Below are 263 nucleotides of genomic sequence, written 5' to 3'. Positions count from 1 at the left end.
GTTTATTTATATATTAGGTACAAACATTTCCATCGTTTCCTATAACGATATGCAAGTAAAACATGAGTCATTTTTTAAAATAGCTATTTCTAATATGGGTGGAGACGTTAATACTTTAAACATTTTCACTTTAGGATTAGGTCCGTGGGTAACATCAATGATTATCTTGATGCTGATTTCTTATCGGAATATGGATAAATACATGAAACAAACAAGTCTTGAGAAGCATTATAAAGAGCGCATCTTAACATTAATTTTAAGTG

1 protein-coding gene is annotated in these 263 nt (G+C 29.7%); it reads left to right on the top strand.

Annotated features, from left to right (window positions below; genetic code table 11):
• The coding region (locus AC0L3C_RS36250) for a hypothetical protein (protein ID WP_473410417.1) at positions 1 to 263 on the top strand (263 nt) is incomplete at both ends.

The sequence above is a fragment of the Bradyrhizobium sp. WSM4872 genome (assembly GCF_055811715.1).
The sequence above is the reverse complement of the archived record's forward strand: the minus strand, read 5'-3'. Positions and strand labels throughout refer to the sequence as shown.